This window comes from Pseudomonadota bacterium (assembly GCA_030860485.1).
In the GTDB taxonomy this organism is placed as follows: Bacteria; Pseudomonadota; Gammaproteobacteria; order JACCXJ01; family JACCXJ01; genus JACCXJ01.
In genome coordinates, this window is the sequence record JALZID010000236.1 from 1 (window position 1) to 2,253 (window position 2,253).

At 61.6% G+C, this 2,253-nt stretch carries 2 protein-coding genes and 1 pseudogene; all 3 read right to left on the reverse strand.

What is annotated here, in order from left to right; translation table 11 throughout:
* Positions 1-123: 123 nt before the first annotated feature.
* Positions 124-1,491 carry an adenylosuccinate lyase gene (purB, locus tag M3461_14450; protein MDQ3775459.1) on the reverse strand — a complete coding sequence of 456 codons (1,368 nt, stop codon included), beginning with the start codon at positions 1,489-1,491 and terminating at the stop codon, positions 124-126.
* 36 nt (positions 1,492-1,527) lie between these two features.
* Positions 1,528-1,767 carry a hypothetical protein gene (locus M3461_14455; protein MDQ3775460.1) on the reverse strand — a complete coding sequence of 80 codons (240 nt, stop codon included), beginning with the start codon at positions 1,765-1,767 and terminating at the stop codon, positions 1,528-1,530.
* Positions 1,764-1,948, reverse strand: a pseudogene (locus M3461_14460) (type II toxin-antitoxin system HicA family toxin). The gene M3461_14455 and the pseudogene M3461_14460 overlap by 4 nt, the downstream one beginning before the upstream one ends.
* Positions 1,949-2,253: the final 305 nt, after the last annotated feature.

Consider the following 2,253-nt stretch of genomic DNA (forward strand, 5'->3'; position numbering starts at 1 on the left):
GGCAAATCATCGAGAAGGTCGACCGGGCGCGGGTCAAGATGGAGCAGATCAAGCCCGGATCCACCCAGCCCCGAGGGAAAAAGAAGAAAGGATAATCTGTAAAGTTATTTAAGGGACATTACACTAGATGCCCCGAGCCTGGGCCTCGGCGTTGCCCGTATAGGCCCTCGGGGTCATGGCACGCAGGCGGTCCTTTTCCGCTTCGGGGATCGGGAGGGTGGCGAGGAAGGCGTGTAGACCTTCCCGATCGAGCGGCCGGCCCCGGGTCAAGTCCTTGAGGCGCTCGTAGGCGTCGTCGATCCCGTAGCGGCGCATGACGGTCTGGATAGGCTCGGCCAGAAGCTCCCAAGCCCCGTCGAGGTCTCGCGCGAGCGCCTCCCCATCGACCTCCAGCCGACCGAGCCCTTTGAGACAGCCCTCATAGGCGATGACCGCGTGCCCGATACCGACGCCCAGATTGCGCAACACGGTCGAATCCGTGAGATCGCGTTGCCAGCGCGAAACGGGGAGCTTCTGGGCGAGATGCGCGAGGACCGCGTTCGCCATCCCGAGGTTGCCCTCGGCGTTCTCGAAATCGATGGGGTTGACCTTGTGCGGCATGGTCGAGGAGCCGACCTCGGTCTCCACCACCTTCTGCCGGAAATAGCCGATTGAAATATAGGCCCAGAGATCGCGGCAGAGATCGATCACGACGGTGTTGAAACGCTCGATGATCGCCAGGACCTCGGCCAGATGATCGTGGGGCTCGATCTGGGTGGTATAGGGGTTCCATTCGAGCCCCAGGCGCTCGACGAAGTCGCGAGCGAGCGCCGGCCAGTCCACGTCGGGATAGGCCGCGAGATGGGCGTTGTAGTTGCCGACCGCCCCGTTCCATTTGCCGAGGATCGGGGCCGTCCTGAGCTGGCCATGCTGGCGGCGCAAGCGGTAGGCGAAGTTGGCCATCTCCTTGCCGAGGGTGGTGGGCGAGGCCGGCTGGCCGTGGGTGCGCGCCACCATGGGGACATCGGCATGCGCGCGGGCCATCTCCGCCAGCGCCTCGATCAGCTTGTCCCAGAGCGGCAGGACCGCTTGGGTGCGGCCCGCGCGCAGCATCAGGGCATAGGCCAGGTTGTTGATGTCCTCGGAGGTGCAGGCGAAGTGCAGAAACCCGGTGATCGCGGCGAGCTCGGGATGCGCCGCGAGCCGCTCCCGCAAGAAATTTTCGACCGCCTTGACGTCGTGGTTGGTACCCGTCTCGATGGCCTTGACCCGCTCGGCGTCACTTTCATCGAAGCCCTCGATGAGGTCATCGAGAAAAGACTGCGCCTCCCCACTGAGCGGGGGGACCTCGGCTACCTCGGGCCGGCTCGCCAGGCACTGGAGCCAGCGAACCTCGACCAGGACCCGATGCCGGATGAGGCCGTATTCACTGAAGATGGCGCGTAGCGCCTCGGTCCTCCCGGCATAGCGGCCGTCCAGGGGCGAGATCGCGGTGAGGGGGGAGAGGTCCATGGGTCTATTTGCGAACGTGTAACCTGCAAATCATCGTTACGTCGCCTCGACGATCTTCCCGACCAGATCCGTCCCGGCCGTGGGTGGCGGTAAAGGCCTTCCATCTGCTCTCATGATCTCGATCCATTCGTCGACTATCCGGCACAGCCTTGCATACACTTGCGCTTCGTCGTCACCGTGGCAACAGGGACCTATAATTCCTGGACACTGACCGACAAAGCACTGGTCCTCATCCGACCATTCCACAATCTTCAGGTAGCGGGCACTGTCTCTCATGCCTTCGACTCCAGAATCTTGGTTCTCACTTCGCGGTCTTGGTATCGTTTAGCGTCATCACTCAGTTGGCCCGAAACCGTGATTCGGATGCCTTTGGGATGATCGAGGTTTTTATGTGACTCCCTTTGCCGCCGCGATCGATGAAGCCGGCGCTTTCAAGCTCACGGATGAACTTTCTGATCTTATGGGGCCCTGATCTTACGGGGCATACTTCGCGGTCAACCCAGTGCTCGGTGATTCCTCGTGGCACCACCAATGGGACCGTACCGGAATTCCGGCGGTATCGGTCGCACAGAATCGGTCTCCACGAGGGGGAGTCCTGCCGACGGTACCGTGCGCAGCGCGTCAGCAGACCGGTGCTAAGGCCGCTAGTAGAAATAACTTGAACAATATCTTGTAAGGACCTATTCTTTATGCGTGGACAAGGGCCTGCGCAAAGCCACCAAGCAGAAATACCAGCAGTTGGTTGGTCGTCTGACGGAAAAC